General features: G+C 37.7%; 16 protein-coding genes. 8 read left to right on the forward strand and 8 right to left on the reverse strand.

All coding sequences use genetic code 11. The annotated features are described in order from the left end of the window. The first annotated feature begins 2 nt into the window (after positions 1 to 2). The 7 genes from glmS to ACF8FD_RS12155 all read left to right on the forward strand — a co-directional run bounded on the left by glmS (position 3) and on the right by ACF8FD_RS12155 (position 11,902). Positions 3 to 1,841 carry a glutamine--fructose-6-phosphate transaminase (isomerizing) gene (gene glmS / locus ACF8FD_RS12125; RefSeq protein WP_279679309.1) on the forward strand — a complete coding sequence of 613 codons (1,839 nt, stop codon included), beginning with the start codon at positions 3 to 5 and terminating at the stop codon, positions 1,839 to 1,841. A 602-nt stretch (positions 1,842 to 2,443) separates the two neighbouring features. Next, positions 2,444 to 3,253: a TnsA endonuclease C-terminal domain-containing protein gene (locus ACF8FD_RS12130; RefSeq protein WP_279044852.1), complete on the forward strand. Its 810-nt coding sequence runs from the start codon at positions 2,444 to 2,446 to the stop codon at positions 3,251 to 3,253. Further along, entirely contained in the window at positions 3,240 to 5,336 is a 2,097-nt protein-coding gene (locus ACF8FD_RS12135) for a Mu transposase C-terminal domain-containing protein (protein WP_392453421.1), read from the forward strand. The genes ACF8FD_RS12130 and ACF8FD_RS12135 overlap by 14 nt, the downstream gene beginning before the upstream one ends. Before the next feature lie 14 nt (positions 5,337 to 5,350). Further along, positions 5,351 to 7,033, forward strand: a complete 1,683-nt coding sequence (locus ACF8FD_RS12140) for an AAA family ATPase (protein ID WP_392453422.1) — start codon at positions 5,351 to 5,353, stop codon at positions 7,031 to 7,033. A gap of 4 nt (positions 7,034 to 7,037) precedes the next feature. Beyond that, positions 7,038 to 8,570 carry a TnsD family Tn7-like transposition protein gene (locus ACF8FD_RS12145; RefSeq protein WP_392453423.1) on the forward strand — a complete coding sequence of 511 codons (1,533 nt, stop codon included), beginning with the start codon at positions 7,038 to 7,040 and terminating at the stop codon, positions 8,568 to 8,570. 2 nt (positions 8,571 to 8,572) lie between these two features. Further along, positions 8,573 to 10,192, forward strand: a complete 1,620-nt coding sequence (locus tag ACF8FD_RS12150; RefSeq protein ID WP_392453424.1) for a Tn7-like element transposition protein TnsE — start codon at positions 8,573 to 8,575, stop codon at positions 10,190 to 10,192. A 339-nt stretch (positions 10,193 to 10,531) separates the two neighbouring features. After that, positions 10,532 to 11,902, forward strand: coding sequence for a phosphomannomutase CpsG (locus ACF8FD_RS12155; protein WP_392453425.1), 1,371 nt, complete (start codon positions 10,532 to 10,534; stop codon positions 11,900 to 11,902). A gap of 95 nt (positions 11,903 to 11,997) precedes the next feature. Here the strand turns inward: ACF8FD_RS12155 and ACF8FD_RS12160 are convergent, their stop codons facing one another. From ACF8FD_RS12160 to ACF8FD_RS12185, 6 genes are all read right to left on the reverse strand, one after another. Continuing rightward, the gene (locus tag ACF8FD_RS12160) at positions 11,998 to 13,464 is read right to left on the reverse strand and encodes a capsule assembly Wzi family protein (RefSeq protein WP_392453458.1); all 1,467 of its coding nucleotides are present in this window, start codon (positions 13,462 to 13,464) and stop codon (positions 11,998 to 12,000) included. A 192-nt stretch (positions 13,465 to 13,656) separates the two neighbouring features. Beyond that, on the reverse strand, positions 13,657 to 14,679 hold the full coding sequence (galE, locus tag ACF8FD_RS12165) for a UDP-glucose 4-epimerase GalE (protein WP_392453426.1): 1,023 nt from the start codon (positions 14,677 to 14,679) through the stop codon (positions 13,657 to 13,659). 1 nt (position 14,680) lies between these two features. Further along, positions 14,681 to 16,342, reverse strand: coding sequence for a glucose-6-phosphate isomerase (pgi, locus tag ACF8FD_RS12170; RefSeq protein WP_225555621.1), 1,662 nt, complete (start codon positions 16,340 to 16,342; stop codon positions 14,681 to 14,683). Further along, the gene (locus ACF8FD_RS12175; RefSeq protein WP_392453427.1) at positions 16,342 to 17,595 is read right to left on the reverse strand and encodes a UDP binding domain-containing protein; all 1,254 of its coding nucleotides are present in this window, start codon (positions 17,593 to 17,595) and stop codon (positions 16,342 to 16,344) included. Before ACF8FD_RS12175 ends, pgi begins: the two co-directional genes overlap by 1 nt. A gap of 18 nt (positions 17,596 to 17,613) precedes the next feature. Beyond that, positions 17,614 to 18,489 carry a UTP--glucose-1-phosphate uridylyltransferase GalU gene (galU, locus tag ACF8FD_RS12180; protein ID WP_111810675.1) on the reverse strand — a complete coding sequence of 292 codons (876 nt, stop codon included), beginning with the start codon at positions 18,487 to 18,489 and terminating at the stop codon, positions 17,614 to 17,616. A gap of 128 nt (positions 18,490 to 18,617) precedes the next feature. Further along, positions 18,618 to 19,955 (reverse strand): undecaprenyl-phosphate glucose phosphotransferase, encoded by a 1,338-nt coding sequence (locus tag ACF8FD_RS12185; protein WP_392453428.1) that lies wholly within the window; start codon positions 19,953 to 19,955, stop codon positions 18,618 to 18,620. A gap of 302 nt (positions 19,956 to 20,257) precedes the next feature. Here ACF8FD_RS12185 and ACF8FD_RS12190 point away from each other — a divergent pair, with 302 nt between their 5' ends. Next, on the forward strand, positions 20,258 to 21,685 hold the full coding sequence (locus tag ACF8FD_RS12190) for a mannose-1-phosphate guanylyltransferase/mannose-6-phosphate isomerase (protein ID WP_392453429.1): 1,428 nt from the start codon (positions 20,258 to 20,260) through the stop codon (positions 21,683 to 21,685). 33 nt (positions 21,686 to 21,718) lie between these two features. Here ACF8FD_RS12190 and ACF8FD_RS12195 read toward each other — a convergent pair whose 3' ends face one another. Then, on the reverse strand, positions 21,719 to 22,870 hold the full coding sequence (locus ACF8FD_RS12195; protein ID WP_392453430.1) for a glycosyltransferase family 4 protein: 1,152 nt from the start codon (positions 22,868 to 22,870) through the stop codon (positions 21,719 to 21,721). 9 nt (positions 22,871 to 22,879) lie between these two features. After that, positions 22,880 to 23,950 (reverse strand): glycosyltransferase, encoded by a 1,071-nt coding sequence (locus ACF8FD_RS12200; RefSeq protein ID WP_278344872.1) that lies wholly within the window; start codon positions 23,948 to 23,950, stop codon positions 22,880 to 22,882. Between the last annotated feature and the right edge of the window lie 15 nt (positions 23,951 to 23,965).

Genomic DNA, 23,965 nt, shown 5'->3' on the forward strand with positions numbered 1-23,965 from the left:
TTATGTGCGGTATTGTCGGTGGCGTTGCAGAACGTAGTATTACCAATATTTTAATTGAAGGTTTAAAGCGCCTTGAATATCGCGGCTATGACTCTGCGGGTTTAGCGCTGGTCAATCAAGGCCAAGTTTTACGTGAAAGACGTGTCGGTAAAGTTTCCAATTTAGAAGAAGCCGTTAATCAATCGGGTATTCTCGGTTCTCTGGGTATTGCGCATACCCGCTGGGCAACCCATGGTAAACCCACTGAAGATAATGCACATCCGCACATTTCTGGCGATGTTGCTGTAGTCCATAACGGTATTATTGAAAACTATCAAGAACTTAAAGATGATCTTGAAGCTTTAGGCTATGTATTTACCTCACAGACCGATACCGAAGTGGTCGCTCACTTGATTAAGGATGCCTTAAAGTCTACCCCAAGCTTGCTGGAAGCTGTGCAACAAGTTGTGCCTCAGCTTAAAGGGGCTTACGCACTGGGTATCGTACATACCGACCATCCGGATGAACTGATTACCGTGCGTGAAGGTTCACCTTTGGTGATTGGGGTCGGTATTGGTGAAAACTTTATCAGTTCAGATCAATTGGCTTTATTGCCTATTACAAATCGTTTTATTTACCTTGAAGAAGGTGATATTGCTCGTTTAACCCGCAATAGCATTGAAGTTTTTGTCGCTGGTCAACGGGTCGAGCGCCCAATCAAAGAATTAGATGCTGCCGTCAGCAATGCATCTAAAGGTGAATATAAGCACTACATGCTCAAAGAAATTTATGAGCAACCTGAAGCAATTCAACAAACCATTTCTCAAGCTCTAGATGGTAATGCACTGCGTGAAGACTTTCTTGCCAATGCAGTTGCTGATTTCCAAAAAATTCAGCAAATCCAAATTATTGCCTGCGGGACCAGCTACCATGCAGGGATGATTGCCAAATATTGGTTTGAACAACTGATTGATCTACCGTGCCAAGTAGAAATTGCGAGCGAATTCCGCTATCGCAGCCCTGTCATTGTCAATCACACACTTTATGTCTGCATTTCACAGTCTGGTGAAACCGCTGATACTTTAGCCGCACTGCGTGATACCCAAAAGCGTGCTGCAGCAAAAGCTGCTGACATTACCACCATGACCATTTGTAATGTGGCAACATCGTCTATGGTGCGTGAGACCAATCATAGCTTGCTTACACTGGCAGGTCCTGAAATTGGTGTAGCATCAACCAAGGCGTTTACCACACAGCTTGCAGCACTGATGTTATTGGTCCTAAAAATTGGTACGATCAAGAAGAGCATTTCTGTACAGCATGTGGCTGAGATTACGGCTGAACTTTGGCATACCCCTAAAGTGATTTTAGATACCTTACGTAATGACCCTGAAATTTTACGTTTATCTGAACTTTTCGTAGAGAAGCAGCACTGCTTATTCTTAGGTCGTGGCACGAATTTCCCGATCGCACTTGAAGGGGCATTGAAACTCAAAGAGATTTCGTATATCCATGCTGAAGGCTATGCCGCAGGTGAACTTAAACATGGTCCGCTCGCTTTAGTCGACAATGACATGCCTGTGGTCATTCTCGCACCGAAAGATGACATGCTCGATAAACTCAAATCGAATATGGAAGAAGTCCAAGCCCGTGGTGGTGAACTCTTTGTCTTTGCCGATGAAAATAGCGGCATTAAAGCCAAAGACCGTCAACATGTGGTTTATATAACAAGCATTAGCCCAATACTGGCGCCTATTGTTTATAGCGTGCCTGTACAACTGCTGTCTTATCATGTTGCAGTTCTTCGCGGTACAGATGTCGACCAACCTCGAAACCTCGCTAAATCGGTCACTGTAGAATAATTATTTAAATAAAGGCTGGGTATTGTGTAAGAAAGTAAAATAGTTCAATACTATGTAATAAAGTCTACACTTAGTGTAATAAATTCCCATACTTTTTTGACATATATAAAATAATATTTATATTTTCAATATGTTAAAATAGAAGTATGGGACTTTTTTATTTCATGGCTATATTTAAAGAGCACAAACCAAGAAAGGATGATACTTTATTTAAATAGTTATCTAAAAATTTAATAAATAAAATCAATAACTTATAAAAAATAAAGTATTAAACTATTTTACTCTACAATAAAAATATAAATTTTTCGATTTCAGTAAAAAATCTAATTTAGTCCTCAAGAAATCTATAAATTTTTATATAACATTTATTTTTTCTCATAAGTTAAAGTAATATATTAATCACTATAATTACAAACTTTAAATTGAATAAGTAATTGATTATTAAAAATAAAATAATTTAATTATTACCTTAACAGCAATATTTAAATAGAAATAAACAATCATACTGAGTAAAAATATTTAATTTATAAAAATAAAATATAAGACTATATTGATTAAAAATAAATCAAGTGATAGGTTTAAAGAAAAGTATGGGGTTTCAGATGACATCAAAAGAACAACAATTACGCTGGCTACAAGAAGGACGTGGCCAAGGGCGATTACATTCATATAAGCCTTTTTTAAATGTTAGAGATAACAAATCCCTGACGGAACGGTCTAGCCGTGTATATGGTTATAAAACCCAAAGAACTCATCATTTATTTTCTGACTTAGAGTTAGCTTTATTTCTCGCATTAGACAGAATTCAAGAGGTCGAAGATATACGCGAGCAAATTCCACTTGATCTTACAACTACCCTGCAAATTGCTGAAGATTTAAAAATTCAGCACCCTATCGAAAAGAATGTTCATCAAATTCTTACTTCAACTTTTTTTGTTGTAAACAACTCCCCGCTAAAGCCTCCTTGCTTTGTTATAAAAGCTATCAAGTCCGCGCACCTAGATCAAAAGAAGACCATTGCCCAATTGGAACTTGAAAGACGTTATTGGGATGAACAACAAGTACCTTGGTTTGTCGTTACAGAAAAAGAGATTTCACCAACAGCAATAGAAAATATTAAATGGCTCTACCCACTGAATAGAGCAACTGACGATATCCATATCTTTTCAAAAATAGACTTTTATCAGAGTCATTTTCTCCAAAAACCTGAACTTACCCTGATAGAGCTATCCAAATACCTTGACACTCAGTATTCCATGGAAACAGGCGCATCTCTTCTAGAAATAAGAGAACTGCTTGCCCAGCGGTATTTTTTGTTCGATATCTCCAAAAGCTATAGAAAAATACGTGGTCGGGATATTGAGATCGGGAATATTCAACATTTGGAGAAACTTAAAAATGTTTCAGGTTAATCATGTTTATAAACTAGATCATCGGTTTCGCATTCTGAAAATATATCCTCAGCATTTGGTTTGGATAGATATTGAGTCTGACAAAGCATTGCCCGAACTCTTTCCAATTTCAGAGCTCGAACAACGAATTGAACTAGGGCAAGCCGAACTGACTGATGATCCATTCTCTGATCTCAGTTTGTTCACTGTAACGGAAGGATCTATCTACCAAACAAAGCGTGATCAAAACTTTGCCATAATCAAACCAGTTATTGAACATGAACGATTTTATGAACGTAAAGAGCGTGCTTATCTGATTAACCAACTTGTACAAGAAAAAGTCGCGACTAAGCAAACTATTTATCGTTTATTACGGCACTATTGGCAACGTGGCATGACACCTAATGCACTTATTCCTCATTACTATAATTCTGGGGGAAAAGGTATAAAAAAAAGAGTGACTGAAAATAAATTAGGACGACCACGTGTCATTTCTGAAGGGACAGGTGCATTAATTGATACCACTGTCGAAAATTTATTTAAAAAAGTCATCAATCAATATTTACTGAATGACAAAAAATTTTCGGTCAAATACGCTTACCGAAAATTTTTGATACTTTATCAAGAACGTTACCCTGATATACCAGAGAGCGAATATCCTTCTTTTTGGCAATTTAAATATTTTTATGAGAGAGATTTCAACCGCACCATCAGGCTGAAAAAACGTTCTCATCAAATTGAATATTTAAAAGATACAAGGCCTTTAGTATCTACAACAAACTCTCAAGTCTTGGGGCCAGGTTCTCGATATCAAATTGATGCCACAATTGCAGATATATATCTTATCTCTGATTCTGATCGTGCATGCATTATCGGCCGCCCAACTGTCTATTTCATGATAGATGAATTTAGTCGCATGGTGACCGGTATGTATGTCGGCCTTGAAAATCCCTCCTATGTCACCAGCATGCAAGTTCTACGCATCGCTATGTGTGACAAAGTCGAATACTGTAAAAATTTTGGCCGTGAAATACGCTCTGAAGATTGGCCTTGTATTGGTTTACCTGAAGCCATTTTAGCGGATCGCGGTGAATTGCTTGGTCATCAAATTGAACATCTAGAAAAAAGTTTTGCTATACGAATTGAAAATGCACCGGCATACAGAGGTGATCTCAAAGGTATCATTGAACGCTATTTTCGTACTATCCAAGCCGAATTTAAGCCGTATGCGCCAGGTGTTGTACAGCCTATTAAAGAAAAGAAACGTGGTGGCACAGACTACCGTTTAGATGCCACTCTGACTGTGCATGAATTTACTAAGATCATACTCAACTCTGTATTAATGCATAATCAGACACATGAGATTAGATCCTATGATCGTGATATTGATATGCCAACAGATCTTCCCAATATTCCATTACAGTTATGGAATTGGGGAATCCAAAACCGGACCGGAAAATTAAGAACAGCTTCTGAACGTGCTATTTATATTGCACTCTTGCCCCGAACCGAAGGTACTCTCTCTCATTTAGGTATCAAGGTTTTTGGCCTTTACTATATTTGTAAAGAAATCTTAGAAAATGGCTGGATGCATCGGACTACCTCAACACGTCGCCCCAAAAAAATAACCGTGGCATACGATCCTGCTAATGCAGAAAAAGTGTATCTCTTTTTCTCTCCTTCGACATCAGATTGCTGGGAAGCACATCTAGCCCAACGTTCAAGAGAATTTATAGGATGCAGCTTTTGGGAGGTTTGGAAAGTTCAAAAAGAGCAAAAGTCAATACAAGCAAATTACCATATGTCATTGCAACTCGCACGGGCTGAATTAGAGCGCTCAAATGAGGAGATTATTCAAAAAGCCATTGCATCCACGCGGGCATCGACTCACAGCAATGCTCAGCGTCTTTCCAAGATCAAAGAAAATCGTCTAAAAGCACGTGATAAAGAACGAGAGATGTTGAAAAACTCTCTGTCCGAAAGTGAATTCAGTGAAGACCTGCCAAGCAACATCCTTCCTTTTTCAAAAAATGCAGCACAGACCGATGAGCATGATTCATATGATCGACCTGCATTTTTTGATCAACTATTTGATGATGACTGAAGTGAGGAACAACCATGAAAGTAAAAGCTATCTATCAACCGAGCTTTGGTCAATACAAAGGTAACCCGCTCATTGAAGCCTTGCCGCCAATATGTGATTTTAACGATATTAAAACGGCTTTGAAATGTACTGTAGACATCAGTCCACTTGAAAAACATGAACCTGGGGTAGTCAGAAGCCACCTGATTGCTCAGCTAATGAATAGTTTCTTTCTTCCAATTTCAAGACACTATTCACTTGAGCAAAAGATCGCAATTATGATTCGTGATGGATATGTCGCACGTAATCTTGAGAATGGTAATTTAGCCACTCATCTGCAGAATGGTTACGAACGGATGATGACAGGTGAAATTAATGCATTTCGCTTTAAAACAGCCCAGTCAACCGCAAAAAGTATGTCTTTCATTGGTTGTTCAGGTAGTGGAAAAACCACCACATTAAATCGGATCCTAGCTACATATCCTCAGGTCATTTTTCATGAAAAATATAATTTTACCCAAATTGTCTACCTTAAAATTGACTGTCCGCACGATGGTTCATTAAAAAGCTTATGTCTGCATTTCTTTAGAGCCGTGGATTCTGCTATTGGTTCGGATTATGAGAAAAAATATGCTCTTAAAAGGCACGGCATTGAAACTCTGATGCATCTGATGAGCCAAATCGCCAATCTACATGCGATTGGCTTATTAATTATTGATGAAATTCAGCACTTAAGCGTCAATAAGTCCGGTGGTGAAAAAAAGATGCTTAATTTTTTCGTCACGCTTGTCAATATCATCAGTTTGCCAGTCGTAATGGTAGGAACCCCAAAAGCCCGCCCTATATTTGATGCTGATTTCAGATCAGCCCGAAGAGCTATTGGATTTGGCGCTGTGTTATGGGAGCCGATTAAAAATGAAAAAAATAGTATTTCTCCTCACACCCAGCAAGTCGTCAAGTCTGAATGGGTGGGGTTTACAGATACACTTTGGAAATACCAATGGTTGACCAAAGCAGACCTAACCCTGTCTGAAGATATACGAGAATGTTGGTATGAACTGTCACAAGGTATACCTGATATCGTCGTTAAACTGTTTGTACTGGCTCAAATCCGAGCAATTGAGACTGGGATAGAGCGTATCACCATCAAACTGCTGAAGACCACCTATGAGCAGGATATGATCCCAATCCATGCCATGATTGAGGCGTTACGTAGTCGAGATCCTGCAAGAATTGCGCAGTATTCAGACTTAATTATTCCTGAAGTCGACAAAAAGCTCCTGTACTTACAGGAGAAAATCAGAAAAGCACACTTCGAAAAAGATGATGTCGATATCTATGACGGCAATTCACAGGCGATCCGTATGCATCGTCTACTGATTGAATTGGGCTATCAATCAGATCTATTACCCAACATCATTAAACGAGCTTTTCAGTCTTATCCAGATACAGATACAGATATACAAACTTTGTTGCCAGTGATCATGCAATGGCTCAAAGATGAAAATGATTTCGAAAAAGTAATGGACGAAGAGCAGAAAAAGGCGCCTCAATCCACTCGAAAATCCACGAATACTGCTGCAGTCTGGCATCGCTTAGAAAGTGCTGATTTACGTTTTCAATACAGTCAAAAAGAATCCCACCTATCCTTTTACCAACATCTGAAAAACCACACAGAGTACGTGCTCGATATTGAGCAATGGCTCAGGGAGAGTTAACAGTATGTTTAATTTTCCGATGCCTCATGTCGATGAGCTGATATATAGTACTGTAGCGCGTGCTGGAATACGTTTGGCACTTACCAGCCCCAAACAGCTCCTCGATGAAGTGTTTCAGAACCGTAAAGTTTCTGCGACCGTAGATCTTCCCTCTCATTTGGACAAAATTCTGCAGTGGCTACCCTCAGCACACTATGACGTAATGTATCTCATTAACCATCACACATTATTTCCACTGTATGCATTCTTTATTCCTGAAGAAAGACGACAGGACTGCTTACGATTCATGCAAGGAGCATCGCATGGTGCCTTACACTTAACAGTGGGATTGAATGCATCACAAGTTCGTATTCCAGAATACTTACGCTATTGCCCTCAGTGTTTCGACGAACAATTACAAATATATGGAGAATGGTATTGGTCAAGACTATGGCAAGTTCCAGGCGTCACTTGCTGCCCTCAACATGGCAAGCTACTTAATAGTAGTGTGAAATACAGACCAATCCATAAGCATGAATTCAAAGCCGCCTGTGTGGATAATTGTCCAATACTTGAACAAGAACCCGCATCCCCAGACGAAATTTTGATTGCCCAAAAAGCCACTGAACTCTGTTCACTTGCAAACAGCTCTTCTGCCACCTTACAGCAATGGACGCTTTTCTATAAAACCCTTGCCTCAAAGCACGGTATGGTCAAAGGCGATCATCACATCATATATGAACTCATTTATCAGAAAATCATGCAACGCTGGTCTATGTCATTTTTAGTACAACATGGACTAGGTGAGATAGACACAGAAAATAGTTGGCTTAAAAATATCTTTAGAAAGCATAGACGTAGCTTCAGCTACTTAGAACATTTAATTGTAATTGAAGCATTTTATGCTGGAAGTCATTGGTCTTTTCAAGATATCTTCAAAGAGGTGAAAGCCTGCCATGCTACCCCAATGCGTCCTTCAAATGACACCTCACAGGAAAACTTACAGTCCGAGGTTATCCAGGCTCAACGCCATTCATGGTTAACAGCTTTAGCACAAAATTCCATTATTGAAGCAAGAAAACAGAATACAGCACTTTATGCTTGGCTATACCGTAATGATAAGAAGTGGCTGATGGAGACCAACAGTCAGAAACAGATGCCATTTATTCCCTTTGGAAAAAAGGTCAATTGGAGACAACGTGATTGGGATGGTGTTAAATATTTACTTTGTTTAAATCAAAAATTAGTCGATAATCTTGACTCTCCTCGACGGACAAAAACTTGGTGGATCAAACAATTAAAAAACCCATCAACTATTGAAAAGAATTTAGATAGCTTGCCATTAATCGTAAAATTTCTAAGCACATACCAAGAGGATGTTAGCTGCTATCAAATTCGGCGCTTATCACGTGAACTTCTGCTAAATAAACTCAAAAATGAGTCTATCCCCTTGTGGGTGTTACTCAGAAAAGCTGGCTTAACAACAGACAGAATGACAAAAGAAACCCGAACCTTCCTCAACCAGGTCATACAATATGATCAGATTATTAAGGTGTAATAATGCTGAAAAACTTTCCTGAGAATGCCCTTATTCGTTCAATAGGGACTATTTATAAAGAACAAAAAAACCAAGCTTGGATGATCGAACTCCAACTCAACGACCTGATGTCGAAAAAAAAATATCCTCTCGGGGTTAGATTTTCAAATATGCATTTACTTGCACGTCAAAGATGTTTAAAACCAACTCCAGATTACAAATCGGCAGAGCCACTCATTCTGACTTATAAAATCGAACATCTCAGACGCTGGCACAATACATGCAACATCTATAGCAAACAAAATCAGTTGTCTCAGATCATGACTGATCTTGATCATCGCTATGAAAATACCTTAGTGCATTTGCCCAAGCTTGAACTTGCCCGTGCTTTGTTTTTTCATAATGCATACTTTGCCCGTAATGTGTTCAATCCAGAATTTTTGGATGCAGAGTTCTTTGTCCAAAAAAGAACCAAAGATCATTACATTATTCATGAATTAGTGTCAAAAAGTTTTCCTTCTACGCTCTATGACTCTGTTGAAATACGCAGTGTTCTCTCTTGGATCCTGATTAATCGTGAAATCAAAGCCTGCTATAAAAGTATTGGCGCCCACTTTATTTCACAAAAATATCAAGACAGATCAAGAGAGAAATGGAATTTCGACTTTAGTTGTCCGTCTTTAAGAAATACAGAAATTACGGTAAAAGCCTATTACTCAAAAGAATCAGATCAGATTTATATCAATGAAATTCTTGAAATTAAAAATATACAACCCAAACTTCCTAAGCTGGTTGAGTTTTCTAGCTCTCACTTTATCCAAAAACAGAATGGAAAGAACAGTTCAACAAAAGGTAGCTATCGTATTGAAAAAATGCCAGAAGAACCTGATATTGATGATCTACAGGAAGCAAGTTCAGATAAGGGTGCAGTGATTATCAAATCTGAACCAGTACTGTTAAGTTTTCAGCAACCGATCCGTACCGCAAAACGCTATATAAAACACAAGGGGATGAACAGATCATATGGGGAAGAACGAGGTACCTTTGATGATCCAGATGTCGTTGCGACAGATGAACCATCAATATTAGGAACCATTGGTCAAGGTGAATTCATAGGTCTCGCAGATGATCTGCAATATCTAGAATATTACAGTGAAGGCCTTACCGCATTCAAAGAAATGATCCTGGGCTTAAATGAGTCAAAGGTTATCGTATTAGACTCCGAAGATCCACATTACCATCGTTTACCCAAGGTAGGTAAATCACGGCTACATTACACCTATAAAGATCAGCCTCGAACATTGCTTGAGTTCAGATTCAAATATCAAGGCAGGGCTTTAAGTATTTTTGAAATTGATCTTGATGATCATGCGAAGAGTATTTCTACCCTAATAATTCAATGGAAGGCTAACACACAGCCTAGTCAAGAGGTCATTAAGAAACTTACACGGATAATTGTGAAACGCTCTTTACGTTGGCCTACTAAGGAAACACTTTCAGAATGGGGATTATTTAAAACTATTAACCATCCTAAAAAGTCACAGGCTTCAATGACATATACTTCGGAAGAAATAGAGCTATGGCGGCTGAATATCATCAGACACCTATCTATGGCTTTGTTGCATAAATATGTAAGCATCTGATTTAAATAAATTTAATTTTGGATCAAAAAATAATCAAAACTTTTAAAATCATATAGTTATGAAATCTTTGTGCAACAAAGCCCCTATCTATCTTGGGGCATCCCACATTCAATTGATATTAAATAATACGATTAAAAATCATGCGGTAGATTTATCATTTATTGATGGCATATACTGTAAACATTGAAGTATTTTCCCATAAAGGATGTCTATCGGTAATTTTTGAATAAAGACCTATTCGGGCTGTTAAAATGCTTAGCTGAGATGTGTATACCAGATGCTCATCTTTAAAATATATATTTATATCTTTTCCTCTTTTGAGGGATATTGCAGGATTACATGACAAAACTAACTTGCTTTAAAGCCTATGACATCCGTGGCAAACTCGGTACAGAACTTAACGTAGAGATCGCTTATAAAATTGGCCGTGCCTATGGGCAAATTTATCAACCTAAAACTGTGGTTGTGGGCTGCGACATTCGCCTCAGCAGTGAAGATTTAAAGCAAGCCACCATCAAAGGTCTGAATGATGCGGGTGTTGATGTTTTAGATTTAGGTATGACGGGAACAGAAGAAGTCTATTTCGGCGCTTTTCATCTTGATGTACAAGGTGGCATCGAAATTACCGCAAGTCATAATCCAATGGACTACAACGGCATGAAATTGGTCCGCGAAAATGCACGCCCCATTGGAGCAGATTCAGGTCTAAAAGAAATTCGTTTATTGGCTGAATCAGGCAACTTTAATGAAGTTATCACTAAAGGCACAACTGAAAAATACAATATTCTGCCTGAATATATTGATCATTTAATGTCATATATTGATCCTGCAAAAATTCGCCCACTCAAATTGGTCATGAATGCGGGTAACGGCGCTGCTGGTCATGTGGTTGATGCCATTGAAGCAAAATTTAAACAGTTCAATATGCCTGTTGAATTTGTCAAAATTCACAATGATGCCGATGGTACTTTCCCTAATGGTATTCCCAACCCAATTTTAGTTGAAAACCGTGACAGTACCCGTAATGCGGTGATTGAACATCATGCAGATATGGGTATCGCTTGGGATGGTGACTTTGACCGCTGCTTCTTATTTGATGAAAAAGGCCAATTTATTGAAGGTTATTACATCGTCGGTCTATTGGCACAAGCGTTCTTACTGAAACAATCTGGTGAGAAAATTGTGCATGATCCTCGCCTGGTTTGGAATACCTTTGATGTGATTGAACAATACCAAGGTGAAGCGATTCAGTCTAAATCAGGGCATTCATACATTAAAGAAAAAATGCGTGAGCACAATGCAGTGTATGGCGGTGAAATGTCAGCACATCATTACTTCCGTGATTTCTCTTATTGTGATAGTGGAATGATTCCGTGGTTATTGGCTGTTTCTGTACTATCTGAAACAGGTCAATCTTTATCTTCATTGGTTGAGGATATGATTGCAAAATTCCCGTGCTCAGGTGAAATTAACTTCAAAGTTGCCGATACACAAGTCACCATTCAAAAGATCTTTGATCATTTTGCTGACCAAAATCCAGTAATTGATCAAACTGATGGCGTGAGTTTAGATTTTGGTATTTGGCGCCTAAATGTACGGGCTTCAAATACTGAACCACTATTACGCTTAAACATTGAAAGTGATGCAAGTAAAAACCCTGAACCAATACAAGTCTATGTCGATCAGTTGACCCAACTTATCCAAGTTTAAGCAATATTTAGCCTCAAATAAAAAATCATTCAAACGATTTAACATCGTTTGAATGGTTCATGTATAGATACGTTTTTTAAGAAAGTCTTTTTAACTTAGTAAAATAAAGAACGATCCAAAGCAATTTCAACCCCTAAAGACACGCCGCTATCTCCGCCATACACGTCAGAGTCACTGACCCAACCACTTAATTTCAACGGCGTATTTGGACGAAGATAATGTGTCCACGTTAAATCCAGAGCTCTGATTTCATCTTTTTGTGGAAAAGCATGATTGATTTCAAGTCCTGACTGATTCACTTTTGCCAACAAGATGCGACCATTTAAACGATTCATTTTATCGAAACGAATATCCCCACCAAAACTATACATCTGACCATCACCGCCCATAGCGTGACCTAAAGGGAATCCATGTTGGTAGTAACCATCTGTATAATTATGATGATTATATGAATAACCCCAAACATCACCATTGGTACGTGTATCTGCCCATTCAGTATAAAGCTGGAACGGCATATTCTTCACTTGTGAGGAATAATCGAGTCCTGCCAAATACATTTTCCGAGATGGCAGTAAACCTGATTCATCTTCACCGACAAACTGCCCATACAAACTCAATGGAACTTTAAACCATTGTTGTAGATTTAAACGCGCATCTAGGCCTGCAATTTGGTTTGAGGCATTCCCCTCTCCAGTACACCCACTATCATCACATTCGTTATCTTTACCAATAAAAGCATTCCAATAGGCTTTGAAACTATCAGGTTGACCTTGACCATCTATTTGGAATGTACGTGATGCACCCAATTCAAGATAAGGTAAAGGTTGAGCTGTTAAACGCATTCCCAAGAGATTTGTATTTGGCACGGCCTCATAATCATCTAATCGGCCAGCAAAAACTTGATACTGCCAAGGGCCAATCCAAGACAGCCATTTCGTTTCAAATGCCTTTTGCTCAGCGCGTTGCATTGTAAAACCGTATACTGGACGACTTGCATCCCCTCGGATTAGACTACCATCATGCCCAGGTCCCCAATAGGTTGGAATTTGTCCTGCAATCAACCATTGATTCCACAACTTTCCAGCTAAATATGACCCTTCAACATTCACATCATGCCCATTATCAATAATAGGGTCTTTTTCAGCATTAATACGCAGTCTTGCATCCCATTGCGCCCCACCAGCATTGAACTCAACAGCCGCTTGATATTGTGATTTTTGTTCATCTGCAAAATGTTGCGGTACATTTTGGGGATCAGATTCAGCATATAAACTGGCTTTGGCTGTTGTATTTTCCGCACTTAAAGCAGCTTGCACGGAATCCAAGACTTGCTGCTGAACTTGATTATCAATCTTTGCATTAGATAAAGCACGTTGTATTTCATCACCACTTAAAGGCCATGTAGACGTGCTAATTTGAATCACACCTTGTTGATTTAACCAATTTAAATCAGTTCGTAAGTCTTCATTATTTAAAACAATTCCTTGTGCAATTGCTGGCAAAGAAAGTGCAGATAAAACCGCAAGTGACAAAAATCTAATACTTTGATATCTCATAAATATTCTTCATCTAAGTTCATTTTTAAAAAACATCATAGCGATGTTTTTTAAAATAAGGGAATAAATACATGATTGTTTGCACAATCCATACACAATTTGATTTTAAATTCAAACGGGCATGATATTCAGTGTTTTGCATGACTAAAGCTCTATCGCATTAGCCATATATTCTTAGATGAATCTCAAAGCTGAGATTTAACTCTTATGAAACCCATTTGGATTCTGCTTTTGCCAATTCCAACTGTCCACCAACATATCAGCCAAGCCATATTGTGGCTGCCAACCCAATTCTGCGACTGCACGGGCATTATCGGCAAATGACGTTGCTACATCTCCCTCGCGGCGCGGTACATATTCAAATGGAATCTCAACACCATTCACCTTCTCAAAGGTATCTCGAATTTGTTTAACCGAAATCCCATTGCCTGTGCCGATATTCCAAGCGCGGCATCCTTGTGCATTTAAACGATTATTTAAGGCACATAAATGTGCATTGGCCAAATCGACCACATGGATATAATCACGTACACCCGTACCATCTAGCGTGTCATAATCATTGCCAAAGATTGCTAATTTTTCACGGCGACCAACTGCCACTTGAGTGACATAAGGCATTAAGTTATTCGGAATCCCTTGTGGGTCTTCACCTATCTGGCCACTCTGATGTGCGCCCACCGGGTTAAAATAACGCAGCAATGCAATCGACCAACGCTCATCTGTAGCCGAGAGTTTTTCCAACAACTGCTCAACAATCAGTTTGGTATAGCCATAGTTATTGCTTGGCATACCTGTAGGCATGTCTTCATTTAATGGCGATACATTGGCTTCATCATAAACCGTCGCAGATGAACTAAACACCAGCTTAAACACTTGTGCACGTTCCATGGCTTTGACCAAACTAATCGAACCCGAAATATTATTTTCAAAATATTTTAGCGGCTCTTTCTGACTTTCGCCAACTGCTTTTAAACCAGCAAAATGGATGACCGCATCAATCTGATGCTGTGCAAAGATCTGATTTAAGATCTGCGCATCGCGAATATCACCTTGGATAAAAGTTAAACTTTTATTTGCTAAAGCTTGAACTCTCGATAATGACACTTCAGAGCTGTTTGATAAATTATCCAATACAACAACTTCATGTTGAGCATTCAATAATTCCAAACAAGTATGTGAACCAATATAACCAGCCCCACCGGTGACTAATATTTTTGCCATTTTATTTTCCAAGTAAAATATCTAATAGACCACGGGTAGAGCTATCAAAATCAACATAATCTTTTTCTGTACCAGTCAAAATTGGAAGTACTTGATTCGCAATTTGTTTACCTTTTTCAACACCCCATTGGTCAAAAGCATTGATATTCCAAAGTACAGATTGCACAAATACTTTATGTTCATACAACGCAACCAACATACCTAAGGTATAAGGATTAAGCTCTTTGAGCAAAATGGTTGTACTAGGCTGATTACCTTCATATTTTTGATAATTCTCTAGACCCGCCACCTCTTCAGCATCAAGTGCCTGATTACCAAAGGCCAATAGTCGAGACTGAGCCAAACAATTTGATAACGCTAAATGGTGTTGATTAATCAATGCATTGGCATTTTTTACATAGGTAAATTGGTTAGCGGCATAACGATTCACTGGCGCAATAAACTCACAGCTTACTTTATGTGCACCTTGGTGTAACAACTGATAAAAAGCATGTTGTGCATTTGGACCCACTTCACCCCAAACAATAGGGCAAGTATCCAACTCAACTTTCTGACCATTACGCTGAATCGACTTCCCATTCGACTCCATCTCTAACTGTTGTAAATAGGCCGAAAAATACTTTAAACGACCATCATAAGGCAAAATAGCCTGAGTCTGAATTTCTAGGAAGTTATGATTCCATATTCCCAAAACAGCCATAAGAACAGGAATATTTTGGCGCAAAGGAGCATTTTGAAAATGCTCATCAATTGCATGAGCACCTGCAAGTAAACGTTTAAAGCCTTGTACACCAATATTTAATGCTATCGGCAACCCAATACATGACCATAAAGAGTAACGCCCACCAACCCAGTCCCAGAGCAAAAACTGATTTTGGTGTGCTATACCCCATTCTGTCATTTTTTCAGGCTTAGTCGATACCCCAATAAAATGATGCTGATCCACCGCTTCTGATTGGCCCAATTGCTTTTCAAGCCATTGACGTGCAGTTTGTGCATTATAGAGTGTATCAATTGTTCCAAAAGACTTAGATGAAATAATAAATAATGTCGTTTCTGGACGTAACTGATGCAGTAAATCTGAAAGCTGACTACCATCCATGGTAGATACGAAGTGCACTTTTAGTGGTTTGAATGTGTTGACTTTAAAATCAGACAGGGCATGACTCACCATCAATGGGCCCAAATCAGACCCACCCACACCAATATTAACCACATCTTGTATAACTTCACCTGTTGCACCACGGTACTGACCCGCGTGAATTTTCTCAACTAATGCATACATTCGCTCTAATTGCTCATGTACTTTCCCAGCTAATTTAGGGTGCTGCTCATCATGTTTCGGTAAACGAAGCGCCCAATGCATAGCTGCACGCTGTTCTGTATAGTTAATTTCTTCTTCTGAAAATAAACGTTTCGTCCATGTAGAGAGATCACGAACTTGTGCAAAGTCAATCAATGCGCTTATTACGGACTCATCAACACGATGCTTACTAAAATCAAAAGTGATTTCATCATATTGAACAGAAAAATGTTTAAATCTTTGGTCATCTTCGGCAAAAAAAGTATTTAAGTGCTTCTGACCAATGGTTTTACTTAAGTGTTGTAAATGTTCAAGTGTTGTTGCTAGCGTTTTTTTAGGAAAAATAGTTAAATTTATCATTATCTTCCTACTCCCATATATGCAAAACCCTGACTTTTAACATAATCAGGTTGATAAATATTACGTCCATCCAAAATCAAAGGATGGGCTAATTTAAGTTTTAATTGCGTATAATCAAGTGACCAATATTGCTTCCATGCAGTTAGAACACATAAACCGTGTGCCTGATTCACCGTGTCATACTGATCTTCACATAAAATTAAATTATCACGTTCACCATAAATTGTGTGTATTTCTTCTAAGGCTTGTGGATCATGCAAACGAACAGTCACACCTTGCGCCCACAGTGCGGCAAGCATCGGATGAATAGGTGAGAAACTGGTACTTGAGGTATGTTGCTTAAAAGCAGCCCCCCAAATCGCAATCGTTTTTCCAGCTAAATTTCCATGAAAATAATTCCACAACTTGCGAAAAAGAAACTCTTTTTGTTGCTCATTGATATCCCAAACCTGTCCCAATAGCTGACTTTTTGTTCCTGTATTACTGATGGTATTTGATAGAGTCAAAATATCATGTGAAAAGTTTTCACCACCAAAACCTGCACCTGAATATAAATACGATTCACCTATCCGACTGTCTGCTGCCATTCCATCTCGAACATGGGCAATATCAATACCCAACTTTTCAGCAACATCTGCCAAATCATTCATATAACTGATACGAGTCGCCAACATGCCTGAAATACTGAGTTTGGTAAATTCAGCATCTAAAACAGGCATAAATAAATATTGTTGCTGGCGTGGGAATAAGGGTCGCAACATTTCCTCTAAGTCACCCTGTACTTGTTGGTCAGCACAGCCAATAATCACTTTAGAGGCACTCGTCACACTTTTAAAAGCCTGACCTTCTTGAATAATATCGGGAAAATAGACCCAATGATCGTCTGTTAATACGGCTTTTAATTTTTCAGTACCGTTAAGACCAAACGTAGAGGCATTAATCATCAATTTAGGATGAATAATCGTGCGCATTTTTAATTTCTGTACAACATCAAGTGCCTCAGCCTCTTGAGTTGGATTGAAACTAAAAAAATACGCATCAATATCTAAGGGAAGAGCCGCAAAATTACAATAACTTAGAAAACCACTTTGATGTTGTTTTTCTAAAGCACGAACAACATCTTGATCTCTAAGATTGAATAGCGCTGTATGGTCTTGTAAATCATTACAAATAAAGACCTGATGTCCACTCTCTGCAAGTAATGATGAGATAACACCCGCATACAGCGTTGTACCAAACATTGCGATTTTCATGGCTCATCCCTCTTTTTTTTATAACTCTAACTCTTTAATCAGTGCTTTAAACTCATCACCTAACTTGGGATGGTCAACACCATAATGTAAAACTGCTTTCAAATAGCCAATTTTGCTACCACAGTCGAACGTTCGTCCTTTCATGCGATATGCTTCAACAGGCTTTGATTGCTGTAGCATTGCAATCGCATCTGTCAGTTGAATTTCATTCCCAGCACCTTTCGGTGTTTGTTCTAATAAAGTCATAATCTGTGCAGGCAATACATAACGCCCAACAACTGACAAATTAGAAGGAGCCATACCTATTGCAGGTTTCTCTACAATTCCTTGCATGACATAACTTTCGCCTTCAGCAGGAATTTCAGCAACATCGACAATACCATATTGATCAACCAAACTATCAGGGACAGCTTCAACCATAATTTGGGCTGCGTTTGACTTAGTATAACGCTCAATCATTAAGCTTAAATCGTTGCGCGTATCACTATCTTTAACCAAGACATCAGGCAGGAGCACAGCAAAATCATCATCACCAACAATAGATTTAGCACAAAGAACAGCATGGCCAAGCCCTAAAGGTTGTGGTTGGCGTACACTAACAACACTTACACTTGCAGGTAAAATGTCGGTAATTTCTTTAAGTAAATCAAACTTCTTTTTTTGTTCTAATGTCGTTTCTAATTCAAAGTTACGATCAAAGTAGTTTTCTATAGATGCTTTCGATGAATGTGTGACTAAAATGATTTGCTCGATCCCAGCAGCTACTGCTTCTTTGATAACATACTCAATTGCCGGGCGGTCTACCACCGTAACCATTTCTTTAGGAATCGCTTTACTTGCAGGCAAGAATCGGGTACCTAGTCCAGCCACAGGAAGAATCGCTTTTTTAATCATCGAAGATACACTTTTTTATCAAAAAATTATTTATTAACACTACACTATTTTTTATTTCAAAATGTTTAAAAATAGTGCAAACAACCCAAAGTTTGTATAAACGTATCAAATATTGAAAACACAAATATTTAATATGCAGCTTTATTAATGAAACCCTTAAACACCGTTAAAAATATAATTTTAATATCCAATAGAAGACTCCAAGTTCGGATGTATTCCAAGTCACATTCAACACGCTTTTCCATCTTATCCAGAGTATCTGTTTCCCCACGCCACCCACGAATCTGTGCTAAGCCCGTAATACCAGGCTTCACTTTATGTCTAAGCATGTAGCCCGTGATTAGTTTGCGATATTCTTCATTGTGCGCTGCTGCATGTGGACGCGGACCTACAACAGACATACTGCCTAATAAAACGTTAAAAAATTGCGGTAGTTCATCTAAAGATGTCCGTCTTAAAAAGCCACCTATTGGGGTCAACCGAGGGTCATTTTTAATGGCCTGAGTTACTTTTGTTCCATTTTCCATGACATTCATACTTCTAAATTTGTAAACTAAGATCGGCTTTCCATTTAAACCATAACGCGTCTGCTTAAAGAAAACCGGACCTTTAGATGTCAATTTAATAGCAATTGAAATACCAATTAAAATTGGAGAAATCAACAGTAAAATAACCAGTGCAAAACAAATATCTTCAATGCGCTTCAGTAAAGTATTAATACCTGTTAAACGAGTATCTATAATTGGAATGATCGGCGTACCATTAATATCTTCAACACGCGAGTATAAAAAGTCATGCGAGAACAACTCAGGAATAATTACTGTTGAACATGTAGTATCTGCTAAAGACTTAATAACTTGATCCGCTTGTTCAATATTATCTTGATTGATCACCACATAAACCTTATTAATTTTTTGTTTGTGAACAATCTCCATCGCATCATCAAGTCCACCAGAATAAACAAAGCGGTCATAGTCCTGTCTAAATGAGAACACACCTATTGGGTTAAAACCCGTCCACTCTGAGTGCTTTAAGTCTTGAAAAAGCTTCAACGCTTTGTCTGTATTACCCAATATCAGGACATCATTTGCGCGAATAAAATATTTAAAAAATAATGCATATGCCAATCGAATAAAAACGCGCAGCGCAGACATAATAAAAATGACACAAATAAAGTAAGATATAACAATCTGTAAATTTATTTTCCCTAAAAGAAAAAGAACTGGGCTCACCAAAACAACACTTAATAGAATATTTTTAAGACAAAAAATTAATTCATTAAATAGGCTAACACCACGCCATGAGCGATAAAAATCAGTCAAGCCACCAATGAGCTGAAATAAACTGACCACACTTAAAAACATTAAAAGCGTTCTATTATCTACAGGAATATTATTTATTTTAGAAATAAAATAAAAGCCCAAATAAATTGCTACAACATCACAAAAGCGTTGTAATATTGACACATATGATGCGTGTAACCTTGAAGCCATTTTTTGCCTATTAAGAATTGTTATCAGACTTATTAAAAGCTAAATCTTTATAAAGAATAACTTTTTTGGATATTCTTCATCAATAAAAATATCCTAACCCTATAATTAAAATGGAATAAAATATATTATTATTGTAGCAATAATTCAAGTTTTATCTATAATTGTTTAATCTAAGTAAAAATTCATCACTATTTTGTTGTTTTTACAAAACAATATTCGATTTTTCTTAGAAAAACCATATAAATAGCACATGAAACACAAATAAGAGATTTTCAATGATACCTGTAATTTTATCTGGTGGTTCTGGTTCACGACTTTGGCCGTTGTCTCGCTCAAGCTATCCAAAACAATTTTTACCAATCACAAACGAAAGAACATTATTCGAACTTACTCTAGATCGTATTTCAAACCTAAATGCATCTTTAATTAACTTTAAAAATCCTATCATTGTAACCAATGAAAATCATCGCTTTATTGTTGCTGAACAACTTCGCCAACAAAAAATGACAGCTAAAATTGTGTTAGAGCCTGTTGCAAGGAACACAGCTCCCGCAATTGCAGCCGCTGCAGAACTTGCACTATCTTATGGGGAAGATCCTGTCTTACTCATTCTCGCTGCTGACCATATTATCCAACAACAACAAGCATTCAATCAAGCAATCGAAGTAGGGTTAGCTGAAGCCGAAGCTGGGAAAATGGTAACCTTTGGAGTTGTCCCAGACTCACCCGAAATAGGTTATGGTTATATTAAATCAAGTAACCCTGTAAAACCGAATAAACCACTACAAGCATATAAGATTGAGACTTTTGTTGAAAAACCAAATTTAACAACGGCTCAAGAATATTTAACTAATGGCTCTTATTTATGGAACAGTGGCATGTTTATGTTTAAAGCCTCCGTTTATCTGCAAGAACTTGAAAAGTTCAATCCTTTAATTCTTACGAATGCTAGAAAGTCTGTCCAGCAAAGCAAAAATGACTTAGATTTTGTTCGACTTGATAAACCGAGTTTTGAGCAATGCCCTGAAGACTCCATAGATTACTCTGTTATGGAAAAAACGGATAAAGCTGTTGTGGTTCCCTTAAATGCCAATTGGAGTGATGTTGGAGCTTGGAAAAGCGTATGGGAGGTCAGCAAAAAAGATGCTTTAGGCAATGCATTACGCGGAGATACCATCATCCACGATACTCGAAATTCACTGGTACACGCTGAAAGTCGTTTAGTGGCTGTTTTAGGTCTAGAAGATATTGTCGTCGTTGAAACATCTGATGCCGTACTTGTGGCACATAAAAATAAAGTTCAAGATATTAAGAAAATTGTAGAAATATTAAAAGCACAGCAAAGGACTGAGGTCGACTTACATAGAAAAGTATATCGACCATGGGGTAATTACGATTCCATAGACAGTGGTGACCGTTATCAAGTCAAATGTATTGTTGTTAACCCAGGGCAGAAACTTTCACTACAACAGCATCATCATCGTGCAGAACATTGGATTGTTGTCAATGGGACTGCAAAAATTCATAAAGGCAAGGAATCATTCCTTCTTACAGAAAATGAATCTGTATATATTCCTTTGGGAGAAATTCATGCACTGGAAAACCCAGGAAAAATTCCTCTCGAACTAATTGAAGTACAATCTGGTTCATATCTTGGAGAAGATGATATTGTCCGATTCGAAGACTTATATGGTAGATGTTAAATTTTATACGCCTAGCAACTGCTAGGCGTATTTTTATAAAGTGCTCATTTCCTCTTGCTTCATTTGCCATTTACTATGTACATAAATTTCTAGCTCTTGCTCAAATCGCTGATTTGAAAATTTCAAAGCATTAGTACGACAATTTTCTGGTAAATACAAATTCTCATTTTTTTCAAAATACTCAACCGCAGTAATTACGCTAGGGACATCTTGCTTTTGAAAAAAAGTTCCTGTCGGATGCAATCCAACCTCACAATTCACTGTTTCAAGTGCACCACCCTTACCATATGCAATTACTGGTGTACCACACGCTTGTGACTCGACTGGTGTAATCCCAAAATCCTCTTCTGCAGCAAATACAAAGGCTTTAGCGCGCTGCATATGATCTTGCATCACGCTGTTCGGTTGATACCCTAAAATTTCGATATTAGATGTCGCTTTAGACTTGATTTTTTGCATATCTGGGCCATCCCCAATCACGACCAATTTTTTATTGGGCATATGAGAAAAAGCTTCAACAATTAGATCAATTTTCTTATAAGGCACCATACGTGAAGCGGTAAAGTAAAAATCATCTTTGTTTTCACGTAGTGTAAAACGATCTGTATCTACAGGTGGATAAATCACATCTGCATCGCGGCCATATACCTTATGAATACGACGCGCAATAAATTTAGAGTTTGCAACAAAGTGATCTACCCCATTGGCGGTGCGGTAGTCCCACATCCGAATTTTGTGTAATAACCAACGTACAATAATGGCTTTTATGCCCTTGGTGAGCCCCAACTCACGTAAATACTGATGCTGTAAGTCCCATGCATAGCGTATAGGCGAGTGAACATAGCTAATGTGCAGTTGGTCGGGCCCCGTAAGCACACCTTTGGCTACTGCATGGCTACTCGATAAAATCACATCGTAGGCAGAGACATCTAACTGCTCAATGGCTAAAGGCATAAATGGAAGATAATTGCGGTATTTTGTTTCAGCTTTAGGAAATTTTTGAATAAATGTTGTTTGGGCGTGTTTACCTAAAAAATGCTGTCGACTTTCATCGCTTAAAAAATCAATCACAGCAAATAGGTCTGATTTTGGGAAAACTTTTAGCATTTCACTAATGACACGTTCTGCACCAGCGTAGGTAACTAACCAGTCTGCGACTACGGCTATATTAATATTTTCAGACATACACAATTCCTATAAACTATTAATTAATTTTTTATATTGTTGTCCAATGATATTAGGGCTAAATTCCAAAGATCGCCCATAAGCCAGATTAATCACTTCATTTCTTTCAATATCACTCATTTGAAAAATATCTTGTATTGCAGTATTCAGAGCAACTTGATCACCTACATTTACAATTTTACCATATTTACCATAGTCTAAAATTTCTTCTGGCCCATATGGACAATTTGTAGATATAACTGGCAATTTTGCACGCATTGCTTCCACTAATACAAGCCCAAAACCTTCATGTATTGATGATAATACAAACACATCTGCATTTATGTAATGTCTAGCAATATCATTATCATATCCCCAAAAAATAATTCTATCGGGGTTTGATGATTGATTAGCCAATCTCAAAAGATTTTCTTTTTCGTCTCCATCACCCACAATAACAAGATTACAATTTGGATATTTTTCTAATAATAAAGAATGTGCTTTTATTAGAGTCGAGAAATCTTTTTGTACACATAAACGTCCTACAGCCAGGATAATTTTTCCATCAAATTTATATAATTTTTTATTATCTGATAGACACTCAAGTTTTCTAGTAGGATTATAAATAGTTGTTGCATTTAGCTTTAATTTCTTAGAACTAAACCAAGTTTGATTAAAAATTTCATTAAAAACTCCTTTTGAAACACTAACCATTTTCACACTTGAAATTAAAATAATTTCAAGTACAACTTGCCTTAAAAAATTATGTAAATAACCCTTATCATCACGCCTAACACGATTATGAAAAATTTGAATAAAATTGATCTTTCTACCAAATAAATTAAAAAAAAACAAATAAAAACTTAATAAAAAGCCTGTGAAAAGACCTGCACTATTAAAAACAATACTAGATTTCTCAAGTCTTAGAAAATAGAAAAACAAATCATATATATCTTTGAGTAAACCAGAAAATCCTTTATTCTTTCTAAAAGTATAGAGTTCAGATTGGATATTATGAAGTTCTAGACTAAAAATAATATCTTTTGTAGACTGAGGACCACCACCACCATCATCAGCGAGTATGATAAACGATATTTTCATAGAGATCTAACTAAA

Origin of the sequence: Acinetobacter sp. TYF_19, assembly GCF_043105125.1 — a bacterium.
Classification (GTDB): Bacteria; Pseudomonadota; Gammaproteobacteria; order Pseudomonadales; family Moraxellaceae; genus Acinetobacter; species Acinetobacter johnsonii.

Excerpts from the sequence above, each read along its gene's own strand:
- ACF8FD_RS12150 (WP_392453424.1), top strand. The coding sequence starts at position 8,573 with ATGCTGAAAAACTTTCCTGAGAATGCCCTTATTCGTTCAATAGGGACT.
- ACF8FD_RS12200 (WP_278344872.1), bottom strand. The coding sequence starts at position 23,950 with ATGAAAATATCGTTTATCATACTCGCTGATGATGGTGGTGGTGGTCCT.
- galU (WP_111810675.1), bottom strand. The coding sequence starts at position 18,489 with ATGATTAAAAAAGCGATTCTTCCTGTGGCTGGACTAGGTACCCGATTC.
- ACF8FD_RS12190 (WP_392453429.1), top strand. The coding sequence starts at position 20,258 with ATGATACCTGTAATTTTATCTGGTGGTTCTGGTTCACGACTTTGGCCG.
- ACF8FD_RS12195 (WP_392453430.1), bottom strand. The coding sequence starts at position 22,870 with ATGTCTGAAAATATTAATATAGCCGTAGTCGCAGACTGGTTAGTTACC.
- ACF8FD_RS12175 (WP_392453427.1), bottom strand. The coding sequence starts at position 17,595 with ATGAAAATCGCAATGTTTGGTACAACGCTGTATGCGGGTGTTATCTCA.
- ACF8FD_RS12135 (WP_392453421.1), top strand. The coding sequence starts at position 3,240 with ATGTTTCAGGTTAATCATGTTTATAAACTAGATCATCGGTTTCGCATT.
- ACF8FD_RS12145 (WP_392453423.1), top strand. The coding sequence starts at position 7,038 with ATGTTTAATTTTCCGATGCCTCATGTCGATGAGCTGATATATAGTACT.
- pgi (WP_225555621.1), bottom strand. The coding sequence starts at position 16,342 with ATGATAAATTTAACTATTTTTCCTAAAAAAACGCTAGCAACAACACTT.
- galE (WP_392453426.1), bottom strand. The coding sequence starts at position 14,679 with ATGGCAAAAATATTAGTCACCGGTGGGGCTGGTTATATTGGTTCACAT.
- ACF8FD_RS12130 (WP_279044852.1), top strand. The coding sequence starts at position 2,444 with ATGACATCAAAAGAACAACAATTACGCTGGCTACAAGAAGGACGTGGC.
- ACF8FD_RS12155 (WP_392453425.1), top strand. The coding sequence starts at position 10,532 with ATGACAAAACTAACTTGCTTTAAAGCCTATGACATCCGTGGCAAACTC.
- glmS (WP_279679309.1), top strand. The coding sequence starts at position 3 with ATGTGCGGTATTGTCGGTGGCGTTGCAGAACGTAGTATTACCAATATT.
- ACF8FD_RS12140 (WP_392453422.1), top strand. The coding sequence starts at position 5,351 with ATGAAAGTAAAAGCTATCTATCAACCGAGCTTTGGTCAATACAAAGGT.